Here is a 13617-nt window from a genome sequence, read left to right as displayed (position 1 = left end):
TTCTTGCAGAAGGTAAGCATTCAGCAGTCAGCAGTCAGCAGTCAGCAGTCAGCAGTCAGCTTTGTGGCACAGGCTTTGGCCTTGGCCTTTTGGCCTTTTGGCCACGCTACGCGAACGGCCACGCGTGCGCGTTTGGCCACGCTGTGCGAACGACGCTGGGAGGTAACTCAGCATTATTCGAATGCTGACCTGTTGTCTTGATGCAAAGCGCGAGTGGGGGAAACCCCCGCAGGTCGGCGCTGCATCGCTTATTCAAAAGCTGTTCGCGTAGCGTGCGCGTAGCGCATTAGCACCTCAAGTAGCGTGCGCATAGGCTGATAGCTGATAGCTGATAGCTGATAGCTGATAGCTGATAGCTGATAGCTGATAGCTGATAGCTGATAGCTGATAGCTGATAGCTGATAGCTTACGTCAATTTTATTCTCCCTACTCCCTTTTCTATAGCTTACGTAGACACTTTTTTATTAGCCGTGAATACGCCATTGGGTTGAGTAATCACTGCTTGAGTCACAACCCCACCATTATCGGTAGTGAAGTTAATACTATATCCTGCTGGGGAATCCTTAAAATTAAATTCGGTTCCTTGGTAACGAACTAACTCTATCTCTGGCTGACCAGCTAATGACACAAATAGTTTATTATCTTTGATAAAGATAGTCATAGATTGACCAGAAATGTCATATTCACCCACAAATTTTTCCATAAAACTAGTGGTTAAAATGCTTTGGTCAGGGATTCGTTCAAATACAATATCCTTCACCTTCGGTTCTAGAGGTATGGACAGTCTCTGAATAATTCCTTTGGGGTCATTAAAGAATGATAATAGTTGAAAATTATCAGAACCCTCTGATAGTAATTCAAAACTATCATAGTGGTAGTGCTTTAGTTCCGCAACGATGGAATTATAAGTTGCCGTTAACTGCTGATCTTTGAGCGCAATGGAAACTATTCCGTATCCGGGATGCTCAAAATCTCCTGTGTAATCTTCTAGGGGATGTGATGGTTGAGTGCCAGTTTTAGGCTGTGGTTTGGTGTTCTGTTTGCCTTGTTCAGCCGCTTGTTTAGCTTCCTCAACCTTACTCTTCTGCCTTTCATTCCAAGGAACTTCGTCGAGACCAAGCAAGCGATCGCAAATGTGATAAGTTATAATATCTGGCAATGGGGTTCCTTGGAGATTGGTGAGAACTACCACACCAATTTTATCTTGAGGCATCAACGTTGTCAGGGCAGAAAATCCGTCAATATTACCCCCATGCTTAACGTGATTATGACCTCGGTAGGCAGTGAGAAACCATCCTAATCCATAAGAGTAATGCCAGAATTCCGGATACTCAAGGGATGACGGCTTCACGATTTGTGGTGTATACATCTCAGTCAGAATACCAGGGTTGATAATCTGCTTATCCTCATAGTTTCCCTGGTTTTGATGGAGTAGAAGCCACTTCGCCATATCAGTAACATTGGAATTAATAGAGCCAGCAGGACCAATAGTGTCGATATTGCGAAATGGGATGGCTTTAACTACGTCATCTTTCTCTCGATAAGGAAGGGAAAAATCCTCAGTCTCCTGGGATTTGACAACGGAAAAATTGCTGTCTGCCATCGACAAAGGATTAAAAATTTCCTGCTGAACAAATTCTTCCCAGCTGCTCTCGGCAATTTGACCGACTAAGTAGCCAGCGGTCATGTACATCAAATTTTGATACTGATAGACACTCCGCAATTCATGATTAGGTTCGAGATACTGTAAGCGCTCAACTATTTCTTTACGAGTGAAAGGACTGTTATACCACATGAAACCGTGACGGGGTAAGCCAGAACGATGAGTGACCAGGTCACGGAGAGTCATGTGTTCACTAGCATAGGCATCGTATAGTGTGAACGTGGGCAGATAATGTCTAACTGGTTTATCCCAATCTAATTTTCGTCGCTCAGCCAAGATGCCCATAGCCATTGTGGTAAAGGCTTTAGTGCAAGACCCAATGGCAAATAGGGTTTTAGAGGTTACTTTTAAGCCTTTTTCTACATCCCTAAAACCAAAGCCTTCACAAAAGATGATCTCGCTATCGTGAACAATAGCGACAGCCAGCCCTGGGACTTTCCACTCTTCCATTCTCTGGTTAATAAAATCACTAAGACCTTCCATTAGTTGCTCTCCATTCATGTGAATTTCAGAAGTTTCGACGTAAGCATTCAGCCGTCAGCCGTCAGCCGTCAGCCTTGGCCACGCTACGGGAATGGCTGAAAGCTGTTCGGTGTAGCGTGCGCGTAGCGCATAAGCTTACGTTTCGACGCCAGTTGCTCATCTGACTCCCCACGCTTACCACACTTACCACGCTTACCATGCTTGCCACACTCCTGCCACACTTCCTATACTCTTCCTTGTCCTGTTTATTGATAATCACTTAATTTCCCCATGGCAAATTAAGTGAAGCGGGTCACCATTGGCGGTAAAATCAGATAAGATAGGTATATCTACTAGAGAAAAATTACTTATGGCTAGTGGTAAATCCCAGAATCATGCAACTCTGTCTTACCGCGAATTGCAAATCATCGAACATGTAGCGGCTGGTTTAACCAATCTCGAAATCGCCCAGGAGCTGGCAATCAGTAAGCGCACTGTTGATAATCATATCAGTAACATTTTGACCAAAACTTCCACTGATAACCGGGTGGGTTTGGTTCGTTGGGCCTTAAAGTGGGGCAAAGTTTGCTTGAATGATGTCAATTGCTGTCCTTTACCAGCCCCTGGTCAAACTCAGTGATCCCACTGACTTATCCAGTCCCGGAGATTATTGAAATTACTGATAGTTTTCAGAGTCGGCTTGAAGCTAGGATTAGGCAATTTTGCTCAGGTTGCTTTGCTCAGGTTGCTTTGCTGAAGCCACCAAGCACCTCAGTGGCACTGGCAACCCCCCAGCTAAACACCAAGAAACCCATGATTATCTAAGTCCCACTGGCATAATTAGTTTAGTTGTCCAGAGTGACTTGTAGGCTTTTGGCTGACTGCTGATAACTCAAAGCTGATAACTCAAAGCTGACAACTCAAAGCTGACAACTCAAAGCTGACAACTCAAAGTTGACCGCTCAAAGTATATCTTAAGTATATCTTAAGATATTTTTAGCATCTTTAGCGATCGCAGGCAATCTTTCTCTAGGATGTCCCATACCTGTTTAGGGGTTAGGGTAGATATCTACGATATCTCGACCGCTATTCCTTTCGTTCCACCACTACTTTCAATCTAGCTGCCAATGCCCCGATCGCTCCCAGGGCGACTAACCAAGGAGCCAAGAAAATAGCAGTAAATCCTCCTAATACTCCAAAAGTTAGCGGAATCTCCAACAAAATTCGCTCCTGTTCATTTTTGACCATAATTCGGCGAATATTCCCCTGATTAATTAGGTCTTTAACTTTGTCAATCAGGTCATTACCACTAATACTGAATTCTTCGACACTGACCTTTGGCTGAACGTCTGCCTCTACAGAATTGGAGTGATTGTTAATTTGTTGATCAGTTGGTTCATTCATGGTAAGCTGCTTAGGCACCGGTATGGTAGTTATGGTGATTATTTTTCTACATTAGCTCAAAATAATTGTTAATGTTGAGCCCAAATGCTATAGGACTGGTGGTAGGGGATTTTGGGTTTTATAATAAATAGTCGAGATGTTCGTTCTATAAATTGTGTGACACCGCTGTGACTAAAACACCCCTACCCCTTAGTATCGGCGACGATAGGGACCAACCGACCCAACAACCGGACGCTTTGGGACGTTTTGGGAAATTTGGTGGCAAGTATGTCCCAGAAACCCTGATGCCTGCTCTAAGTGAACTAGAGCAGTCTTTTGATCAATACCGTAATGACCCGGATTTCCAACAGGAACTACAACAACTGCTGCGAGACTATGTAGGACGTCCTAGTCCTCTCTATTTTGCTGAACGTCTGAGTAACTACTATACCAAATCTGATGGTAGTGGACCACGGATTTATCTAAAACGGGAAGATTTAAATCACACTGGTGCTCACAAAATAAATAATGCTCTGGCTCAGGTATTGCTAGCCAAGCGCATGGGTAAGCGGCGCATCATTGCTGAAACGGGAGCGGGTCAGCATGGTGTGGCTACCGCAACAGTATGTGCTCGATTTGGTCTCGAATGCGTCATTTATATGGGCGTTCAGGACATGGAACGGCAATCCCTGAATGTATTTCGGATGCGGCTACTGGGAGCAACGGTGCAACCGGTATCCGCTGGAACCGGTACTCTCAAGGATGCGACCTCGGAAGCGATTCGAGACTGGGTGACAAATGTCGAAACCACTCACTATATCCTTGGGTCAGTGGCAGGTCCTCATCCTTACCCAAAAATGGTACGGGATTTCCATGCTGTGATTGGCCAGGAAACTCGCGCTCAATGTTTGGAAAAGTGGGGCGGTTTGCCGGATATATTGTTAGCTTGTGTGGGAGGTGGCTCCAATGCCATGGGCCTGTTCCATGAGTTTGTTAATGAACCCACTGTGCGGTTGATTGGCGTGGAAGCAGCAGGCGCTGGTGTGGATTCTGCTAAACATGCGGCTACCCTCACTCTTGGACGACCAGGAGTGTTGCACGGGGCAATGAGTTATTTGCTCCAAGATCATGATGGTCAGGTGCTCGAAGCTCACTCGATTAGTGCTGGATTGGACTATCCTGGTGTCGGTCCAGAGCATAGCTATTTGAAAGATAGTAGTCGGGCAGAGTATTATAGTGTTACAGACCAAGAAGCGGTGGCTGCGTTTCAACGGTTGTCTGAGCTGGAGGGAATTATACCGGCACTGGAAACATCTCATGCGATCGCATATCTCGAAACTCTGTGTCCCCAACTCAGTGGTAATCCCCAGATCGTGATTAACTGTTCCGGTCGGGGTGATAAGGATGTGCAAACTGTTGCTAAATTTATGTCAGCTCAGACCTCGAAAGATTAAAAAAATAAAAAATAAGTAGGACATGTGGACTGTCAAGGGTAAATTGTAAACTACGATACAGTAATTCCCAGAAATTAGAAATTCCCAGAAATTAGAGCCCAGGGTTTAGCCAGCCTGCTCATGCCAAAAGCATTGCTCAAGATTAGTTTGGGAATGCTTATCTTTACTGTGGAATTAACTCAAGTTTTGATCAAGGGTCCTTAACTCTAGTAACCACTGTGATTTAGTTGCTAGTTATGGTGCTATAACATCGCTTTAAAGCGATAACTAACACTACCGCTAGTGGTTAGTATCAGTGGTGACTGTCATCTTCACGAATAACTGTGCCTTTTCCGTTCTCCTCATGGGAACAGAAACGGTACCCCATAGGAGCATCGAATCAACCAAATCCTGGGAGTTCTCCCTAAGAATATTATCCCATCAAAACTATCGCATCAAACACTATCCCATCCAACAAACTTCTAGAACCTACAACCTATAACCTTTGAACCAATGACCAACACAACTGTAATTGAAGAATTGAAGGATTTTCAAGTTTGCGATCGCGATTTACCCGAATCTATATGCCAAGAGTATCTAAGGGCAGATTCCCTCGCCGTGGATACCGAAACCATGGGACTGATTTACCAACGCGATCGCTTATGTCTTGTACAGCTGTGTGATCCACAAGGACGAGTCACCTTTGTCCGCATTGACAAAGGACAAACAGAAGCACCCCGATTAAAACAGTTGTTAGAAGCGACTAATGTGCTCAAAGTATTTCACTTTGCTCGGTTTGATGTCGCTATGCTTAGGCAAAATCTCGGTATTGATGTCAATCCTGTATTCTGCACCAAGATTGCTAGTAAGTTAGCCCGCACCTATACTAGTAGCCATGGTCTCAAAGAATTGGTCAAAGAGCTAGAACGGATAGATTTGGATAAAAGTGCTCAGAGTTCTGACTGGGGTAATGTTGCTAACCTCTCCGATCAGCAGTTGGAATACGCTGCTAATGATGTACGCTACTTGTTGAATGTGCGGCAAAAACTGATCAATATGCTGGAACGGGAAGACCGTTGGGAATTAGCTCAACAGTGCTTTGAGGCGTTACCGACTATGGTATCTCTCGATTTGTTGCACTATCGAGATGTATTTGAACATTGAACAATCAGAACCGATGCCAGGATTTAAGTAAAGTTTAACAAACAGTTTCCAAGCTCCAAAATCCAACTTAAACTAGTAGAGGAGGGGTGTTACCCATAGCCCCTCCAGGAGATACCAGTGAAACGTATGTTTAGTTGGAAACGTGCCCAAATCCCCTTGTGTTTGGGCGCTTTTTTGATATCAGTACTGATTAGCCTATTAACCATAGCACCTAGTCAAGCACAATCTCAGGCATCTAAAACCTTGCCGCCATTGGAGATTACCCAAGGATGGCACTATCTCTGGGGTGATGTTTCTATCAATAACCTCCGTAATGCCAAGGGGTGTACTAAGGTCGAGATTGCCAACGGGAACCCTTGCTGGCAACCATTTTCTTTTCCAGAAAGACTATGGAAGTCACAGCAAGATCAACAGCAAAACAATGTTTGGTTAGGGGTTAGGTTACCAGACGGTAAATGGCAATCTCCCACTCTTTATCTCGGAGCAGTTCCGAATATACTAGAAGCTTATTTAGATCAGCAACTGATTTATACCCGATTATCCCCTAACTCATTGCCTCCAGCTAATGGTGAAGGGTATCAATGGCCAATTGTTCCTCTTGATTCAAATTTTTCCGGCAAATCATTGTTCATTAATGTTTATGTCGGGGGTGATAAGTCTATTTACATCGGATTTTTCGACCGGATAGTTATTGGTTCTAAATTTAACGTAATTCGGTGTTTGTTCAAAGACGAAATAAGCACCGTTTTAGGATGTATTTTTATTTTAATTGGGCTGTGGTTTAGTTTAACGTGTTTATTCCGGTCTCAAGATAAACGATTAATTCTAGCCTTTGGATTATTAGCCATAGCTGGTGGCGTTTACAACATTAGCCAATCAACCATTATTCCCTTATTATTTAAGGATTCAATGAATTGGGAATATACTCGATATACGGCTTTTTGTTTTCTTCCTATTCTGACCCTTATTGGTTTTGAACAAATATTTGGATCAGGCTATTTTTCCATCATCCAGCGGTTATGGCAAATTCACATAATTTATTCCGTAATTTCTTTAGGATTAATTTTTATCTACAACAGTTCTTGGTTCTATGAGAGATATATTGATCACTACCTGCTCCTGGCTAGTACAATAATTTTATTGCTCCATGCTATTCCTATAGCTATCACTAAAAAAAACTATTATGCTAAACTATTTAGTTTCGGATTATCTATCCTGGCTATAGCAGGAATGCATGATATTTTAGTTTATCGCTTTGAACTGGAAAATTGGTATCAACGATTCTATCCTTGGGGAATGTTGCTGTTTATCCTATCCTTAGCATTAATTTTAGAACGACGATTTGCTGAAACCAGGCGACTGCTACAGGAGTATAACCAGAAACTAGAAACTAAGAATGCTGCTCTTCAGGAAATGGATCAGCTCAAAAATGAATTCTTAGCTAATACATCCCATGAACTTAAAACACCTCTGAATGGCATTATTGGCATCGCTGAATCCTTGATTGATGGAGCAACAGGTGAGTTATCCCAGCCAACATCATCTAATCTTTCTCTGATTGTCTCTAGTGGCAAACGGTTAACTCAGCTTGTTAACGATTTACTGGATTTTTCGGCCCTCAAGCATAAACAAATTAACCTGAGAATTAAGCCAGTGGGGATGCGAGAAATAACAGAAGTTGTTTTATTGCTATCCCGTCCTCTTGTGGGTAATAAAAAGCTACAATTGATTAATCAAGTTTCCTCATCGATTCCCCCAGTCGATGCTGATGAAAACCGACTCCAACAGATTCTCTATAATTTAGTGGGTAATGCCATTAAATTTACTGAACGTGGTACGATTAAAGTGTCAGCAGAGGTGGTAAATTATTATCTAAAAATTACCGTTTCTGATACAGGTATTGGTATCCCACCTGATAAATTAGACCGAATTTTTGAAGCTTTTGAACAAGGGGATGGCTCCATTAATAGGAAATATGGAGGAGTGGGGTTAGGTTTAGCGGTTACTAAAAAACTGGTGCAGCTCCACGGCGGAGATATTGATGTGGAGTCTACCCCAAACCTTGGCTCACGGTTTAGTTTCACCCTACCGATATCAACAGGTAAAGTAGAGAGGAAACAGCGAGAGGAAGTTTCCAAGGTTCAGAATTATTTGGCGATGGCAAGTGACTCTGAGCACCTGATATCTGATCACCTGATGTCTAATCACCTGATGTCTAATCACCTGATGTCTGATCACCTGATGTCTGATCACCTGATATCTGATCACCTGATATCTGATCAGAACTTATCATCACCAAGTATGAAAGCATTTAAAATCTTGATTGTAGATGATGAACCAGTAAATCTTCAGGTTTTGGTCAACCATCTTTCTCTGCACAACTATAAGATTACTCAAGCAGTTAATGGCCTAGATGCATTCACAAAAATTCGCCAAGGATACAGACCAGACTTGATTTTACTGGATATTATGATGCCGAAAATGACCGGCTATGAGTTCTGCAAAAAAATCCGTAATAAATATCTACCGAATGAACTACCCGTAGTCTTGTTAACCGCTAAAAATCAGATTTCAGATTTGGTAGCAGGATTTGCAGCAGGAGCTAATGATTATTTAACTAAGCCCATTTCCAAGAATGAATTGCTAGCACGAATTAAGACCCATCTTCAGTTAGCGAAAATTAATGTAGCATATGGACGCTTTGTGCCTCGGGAGTTTCTGCAATTTTTAAAAAGGGAAAGTATTCTTGATGTCCAATTAGGGGATTATGTCCAAAAAGAGATGACGGTACTTTTTTCGGATATTCGCTCCTTTACTAGTTTATCAGAGAGGATGTCACCGGAAGAAAATTTTAATTTTATCAATGGTTATTTAAGTCGAGTCAGTCCAGTGATTCGTAATTATAACGGCTTCATTGATAAATATATTGGTGATGCGGTGATGGCGTTGTTTCCCGAAAAGGCTGATCATGCCCTAAACGCAGCCATTGAGATGCAAAAGCAAGTTTATCTTTATAACTCCCATCGGCACAATAGTGGTTATGAAACCATTGCGATTGGTATTGGTTTGCACAAGGGGAGTTTAATTTTAGGTACAGTGGGGGAATCTCAACGGATGGATACAACCGTGATTGCTGATACTGTAAATTTGGCCTCCCGTTTGGAAAGTTTAACCAAGATTTATGGAACAGAGATTTTGATTAGTAAACCAACCTTGAATTATCTGGATAATCGAGACAGTTATCATTATCGGTGTCTAGGGCGAGTTAAGGTTAAGGGTAAAAGTCAACCGGTGGAAATCTTTGAAGTGTATGATGCTAATCCTGAGAATTTGATTGCTTTCAAGTCCGGCACGACTCCTCGGTTTGAGGAAGCGGTTGCCTATTATGTAGAAGAAGACTTTGCTCAGGCGCAACAGATTTTTGAGGAACTTTTACAGATTAATCACCAAGACCGGGTGGTTGAACTTTATATTGAACGCTGTGCTAAAGCCCGCTTGTTTGGGGTGTCGGAATTGGATATTGTGATTACTTGAAGTGGTGTTATAGGGAAGAGGGAACAGGGAACAGGGAACAGGGAGAGTGTGGGGAGATGGGGAGATGGGGAGATGGGGAGATGGGGAGATGGGGAGATGGGGCAGATTTTTATTAAAGGTAATTATCCGAAGATGATCTCAGTGACTGGATCAAGACAATAGTAATGCTGCGAGGTCTTGTGTTGATGAGCTGAGCCTGTTAATAACCTTGGCCAATAGGCCACGCTACGCGAACAACATCATAACCTCCAACTTTCAACATCATAACCTTTAACTTTCAACATCATAACCTTTAAGCTACCCTACACCGAAAGCCAAAGGCAAACAACCTAATAACTTTCAACTTAATAACCCCCAACCTGATAACCTTCAATATCATAACCTTCAACATCATAACCTTCAACATCATAACCTTCAACTTACTAACCTTCAACCTGATAACTTTCAACCTGATAACCCCAAAAAAACTAGCCGCAGAAATAAATTCCACGGCTAGCAATTTTTACTTATGTCTCAACTTTGTAAACCCATCCAGATGTGATCCAATCTGATTGACCAAATTTCACCTAAGCTATCAGCTATCAGCTATCAGTTTATGCGCTACACGAACAGTTTTCAGCTATTAGCTATAAGCCAAAGGCCAAACGCTGACCACTGACCGCTGACTACTGACCGCTGACATCAGACCTGATGCTTTGACCAGGGGGCAAAGCCCCCTGAAATTTAAGCCCTTAACCCAGCATTAAGTACTTCGTCATTACCGTGATGAATTCGCCAGGAATGTCAGTCGGCTGAAGGGGGCTCCATTCGTCAACTTGGGCGTAACCCCGTGCATAAAGGGTATGGATGGTGTTGTTTATTGCCCGGCGGGAGCCTTTCAAAATGTGCTTAATCGGGTATTTTTTTTGGGAAGGTTCCTGAGGAGTATTACTAGGAGTAATTTCCTCAGGATTGTTTTCTGGGTTAGGGCGGAAGTTGTCAGACATAGTAAAAAAAACGTTTTAAGGTTTATAAGTATAATCATAACGATTATAGATTAATTTGTCAAGGGATTTTATATTTTTTTTGAGGGGTAATTGAAATAAAATGTACGGATTAAGGAATGCGATCGCGTTTTTTTAAAGGCAACAGACAACAGGGAACAGGGAACAGGGAAAATCGTAAATATTAGTTAGCGTTCCCGTAGCGTTACCATAGGTCAATCGCATAGATATATTTCAGAGAATACCATTTTTTGGGGAGTAATTTTATCGATAGCGCTGGTAATATTAAATCGGTAAAGTAATAAATTGTGATAATTTTTTTCCCTACTCCCTGCTTCCTACTCCCTGCTCCCTGCTCCCTGTTCCCTACTCTCTACTCCCTGCTCCCTATATTTTCCTGTGTTAGAATAAGTCCAGATTGGGTTTGATGCATCTACATAGATTAAATACTATTTAGTTAAATAAAATATATTCGGTGAGTTATTCAACGGAATTAAACCAAACCTCAGATCACAGGGAGGTGATCTTTAGGTGGTTACATCTGACTGACCTCCATTTGGGTATGGATGGCTTAGAGAATCTCTGGCCAAATGTTGAGGAAATTTTCTTCAATGATTTAGAGTACCTTTGTGAACAGGTCGGCCCTTTGGATTTGGTAATGTTTACTGGGGATATCACCCAGGGCGGCAGTGAATCAGAATTCCAACAGGTAGACAAACTGTTAACTAGTAAGCATTCAGCTATCAGCCAAAGGCCTTTGGCCACGCTTTCGGCAAAGCCGACGCTTCGCGAACGCGAACAGCTATCAGCCAAAGGCCTTTGACCACTGGGCATAGCCCACGCTACTTGATGTGCTTATGGGCTATGGGCAAGCTACACCGAACAGCTTTTGAATAAGCGATGCAGCTTCGGAACAGGGGAGGCAGTGCCGACCTGCGGGGGTTCCCACGGGGCAAACAGCGGTGCGGACGCAGGTTCCGCACACAGACCCATGCGCCACTCGCGGTCTGCCGTGGTTTCCCCCACTCGCGCTTGGGATCAAGAAAACAGGTAAGTATTCGTTTAATCTGTGTTACGGAAAGCACCTCAAGTAGCGTGAGCTAAAAGCTCACGGCTGACCGCTGACGGCTGAATGCTTACGCTCATTATTTTTACTGTACTTCTTAGTTATGCAAACCGCCGTAAATTAACTGTAAGTATTCAGCGTGTCGCGTATCAGCGTGTCGCGTATCAGCGTGTCGCGTATCAGCGTGTCGCGTATCAGCGTGTCGCGTATTAGCTATCAGCTAATGCGCTACCTCCCAGCTTCGTTCGCACAGCGTGGCCAAACGCGCACGCGTGGCCGAAAGGCCAAGGCCAAAGCCTGTGCCACGCACGCTACTTGAGGTGCTTTTGAATAAAACAAGTAAGCATTGCTTTAATCTCTGTTACGTCAGCTGACGGCTGACGGCTGACGGCTGACGGCTGACGGCTGAATGCTTACAATTAACTTAACTTCATTCTTCTTAATCAAAAGGTACCCTTAAGGGTACTATTAAATCTAGATTCAATTAGAGATTATATAAATGTGTTGGTCATCTATCAAACACGGTGTGCCACACGGAAACAGGATTCAAGATCTAAACACTGGCGGAGATTTGACCTCTACTGTGCTTCGTGTAAACCTGTCATAGCAAGTCGAATCCTTGAGCCAAAAATCCCCCTTTTTTGAGAGCGGGGAGTATCAAAGTACGATTGCCGTACTGTATTTAGCGTATCAATCCTATGATAGGAGTGCAAGTTAAATGTTTTCTCTAGGTTCAACAACTCCAGTCGGGGACTTTCGAGTCGATACTAATTACTTAGTCACCGATGTAAATGGGGATGGTCAGTCTGATCTAGTCGAGCTTTGGAATGATACAGATAGTTTCTTTGCTGCGACTTGGATTAGTAATGGTCAGGGTGGATTTAACTTCGGCGGTAATACCAGAGTAGGGGACTTTCGAGTCGATACTAATTACTTAGTCACCGATGTAAATGGCGATGGTGAGTCTGATCTAGTCGAGCTTTGGAATGATACAGATAGTTTCTTTGCTGCGACTTGGATTAGTGATGGTCAGGGTGATTTTGACTTCGGCGGTAATACCAGAGTAGGGGACTTTCGAGTCGATACTAATTACTTAGTTACCGATGTCAATGGCGATGGTGAGTCTGATCTAGTCGAGCTTTGGAATGATACAGATAGTTTCTTTGCTGCGACTTGGATTAGTGATGGTCAGGGTGATTTTGACTTCGGCGGTAATACCAGAGTAGGGGACTTTCGAGTCGATACTAATTACTTAGTTACCGATGTCAATGGCGATGGTGAGTCTGATCTAGTCGAGCTTTGGAATGATACAGATAGTTTCTTTGCTGCGACTTGGATTAGTGATGGTGACGGTGATTTTGACTTCGGCGGTAATACCAGAGTAGGGGACTTTCGAGTCGATACTAATTACTTAGTCACCGATGTCAATGGCGATGGTGAGTCTGATCTAGTCGAGCTTTGGAATGATACAGATAGTTTCTTTGCTGCGACTTGGATTAGTGATGGTGACGGTGATTTTGACTTCGGCGGTAATACCAGAGTAGGGGACTTTCGAGTCGATACTGATTACTTAGTCACCGATGTAAATGGTGATGGTGAGTCTGATCTAGTCGAACTTTGGAATAATACAGATAATTTCTTTGCTGCGACTTGGATTAGTGATGGTCTGGGTGGATTTAGCCTCGGCAGTAATACACAAGTAGGGGACTTTCGAGTCGATACTGATTACTTAGTTACCGATTTAAATGGTGATGCTCAGTCTGATCTAGTTGAACTTTGGAATGATACAGATAAGTTCTTTGCTACTACTTGGTTAAGCTAAGTTAGTAGGTACTGCCCACCGAGGATTAATAACAATAGTAGTTCACGTAGGGTGGGCAGTGCACCAGACAGATCAAATCAGCCAGCCAATCAAGTTACTAGACACTG

Annotated in this window: 11 protein-coding genes; 7 read left to right on the top strand and 4 right to left on the bottom strand. The window is 43.1% G+C overall.

Annotation, left to right across the window (positions count from 1 at the left end; translation table 11 throughout):
* Positions 1-3 precede the first annotated feature (3 nt).
* The gene (locus LYNGBM3L_RS41380) at positions 4-201 is read left to right on the top strand and encodes a hypothetical protein (protein WP_131827042.1); all 198 of its coding nucleotides are present in this window, start codon (positions 4-6) and stop codon (positions 199-201) included.
* 244 nt (positions 202-445) lie between these two features.
* On the opposite strand, the gene LYNGBM3L_RS21250 is transcribed toward LYNGBM3L_RS41380, so the two are convergent.
* Both LYNGBM3L_RS21250 and LYNGBM3L_RS41375 read right to left on the bottom strand, forming a co-directional pair.
* On the bottom strand, positions 446-2146 hold the full coding sequence (locus tag LYNGBM3L_RS21250; RefSeq protein WP_131827043.1) for a serine hydrolase: 1701 nt from the start codon (positions 2144-2146) through the stop codon (positions 446-448).
* Positions 2147-2207: 61 nt separating this feature from the next.
* The gene (locus LYNGBM3L_RS41375) at positions 2208-2405 is read right to left on the bottom strand and encodes a hypothetical protein (RefSeq protein ID WP_131827044.1); all 198 of its coding nucleotides are present in this window, start codon (positions 2403-2405) and stop codon (positions 2208-2210) included.
* 90 nt (positions 2406-2495) lie between these two features.
* Between LYNGBM3L_RS41375 and pedR the strand changes: the two genes are divergently transcribed.
* Entirely contained in the window at positions 2496-2765 is a 270-nt protein-coding gene (gene pedR / locus LYNGBM3L_RS21245; protein WP_008187694.1) for a photosynthetic electron transport-dependent transcriptional regulator PedR, read from the top strand.
* A 446-nt stretch (positions 2766-3211) separates the two neighbouring features.
* On the opposite strand, the gene LYNGBM3L_RS21235 is transcribed toward pedR, so the two are convergent.
* Complete coding sequence (locus LYNGBM3L_RS21235) at positions 3212-3529, bottom strand: DUF4342 domain-containing protein (RefSeq protein ID WP_008187692.1); 318 nt, start codon at positions 3527-3529, stop codon at positions 3212-3214.
* Positions 3530-3696: 167 nt separating this feature from the next.
* Between LYNGBM3L_RS21235 and trpB the strand changes: the two genes are divergently transcribed.
* The 3 genes from trpB to LYNGBM3L_RS21220 all read left to right on the top strand — a co-directional run bounded on the left by trpB (position 3697) and on the right by LYNGBM3L_RS21220 (position 9639).
* On the top strand, positions 3697-4962 hold the full coding sequence (trpB, locus tag LYNGBM3L_RS21230) for a tryptophan synthase subunit beta (RefSeq protein WP_008187691.1): 1266 nt from the start codon (positions 3697-3699) through the stop codon (positions 4960-4962).
* A 492-nt stretch (positions 4963-5454) separates the two neighbouring features.
* Positions 5455-6105: a ribonuclease H-like domain-containing protein gene (locus tag LYNGBM3L_RS21225; RefSeq protein ID WP_008187690.1), complete on the top strand. Its 651-nt coding sequence runs from the start codon at positions 5455-5457 to the stop codon at positions 6103-6105.
* Between the two features lie 126 nt (positions 6106-6231).
* Positions 6232-9639, top strand: a complete 3408-nt coding sequence (locus tag LYNGBM3L_RS21220) for an ATP-binding protein (RefSeq protein ID WP_008187689.1) — start codon at positions 6232-6234, stop codon at positions 9637-9639.
* Positions 9640-10370: 731 nt separating this feature from the next.
* Here the strand turns inward: LYNGBM3L_RS21220 and LYNGBM3L_RS21210 are convergent.
* Positions 10371-10625, bottom strand: a complete 255-nt coding sequence (locus LYNGBM3L_RS21210; protein WP_008187686.1) for a hypothetical protein — start codon at positions 10623-10625, stop codon at positions 10371-10373.
* Between the two features lie 472 nt (positions 10626-11097).
* On the opposite strand from LYNGBM3L_RS21210, the gene LYNGBM3L_RS21205 reads away from it, so the two are divergent.
* The gene (locus LYNGBM3L_RS21205; RefSeq protein ID WP_131827046.1) at positions 11098-11445 is read left to right on the top strand and encodes a metallophosphoesterase family protein; all 348 of its coding nucleotides are present in this window, start codon (positions 11098-11100) and stop codon (positions 11443-11445) included.
* Positions 11446-12406: 961 nt separating this feature from the next.
* Positions 12407-13510 carry a hypothetical protein gene (locus LYNGBM3L_RS21200; RefSeq protein ID WP_008187684.1) on the top strand — a complete coding sequence of 368 codons (1104 nt, stop codon included), beginning with the start codon at positions 12407-12409 and terminating at the stop codon, positions 13508-13510.
* The last annotated feature ends 107 nt before the right edge of the window (positions 13511-13617 follow it).

It is taken from the genome of Moorena producens 3L (assembly GCF_000211815.1).
Taxonomy (GTDB): Bacteria; Cyanobacteriota; Cyanobacteriia; order Cyanobacteriales; family Coleofasciculaceae; genus Moorena; species Moorena producens.
This window is presented reverse-complemented; position numbering and strand designations above follow the sequence as displayed.